Consider the following 235-nt stretch of genomic DNA (forward strand, 5'->3'; position numbering starts at 1 on the left):
GTTCCAGCACGACGACGCGGTCGCAGATTTCCCGGATCACAGCCATCTCGTGAGTGATCAGCACGATGGTCAGGCCCAGGCGTTTGTTGATCTCGCGCAGCAGGCCGAGGATCGACTGAGTGGTTTCCGGATCGAGGGCCGAAGTGGCTTCGTCGCAGAGCAGAATATCCGGGTCATGCACCAGCGCGCGGGCGATGCCTACACGCTGTTTCTGCCCGCCGGACAGCTGCGCCGG

At 63.4% G+C, this 235-nt stretch carries 1 protein-coding gene; it reads right to left on the bottom strand.

From position 1 onward, the window contains the following. A partial coding sequence (locus AC3XQU_RS24960; protein WP_489876773.1) for an ATP-binding cassette domain-containing protein occupies positions 1 to 235 on the bottom strand: 235 nt, incomplete at both ends.

The organism is Telluria sp. AZSoR62 (assembly GCF_058111565.1).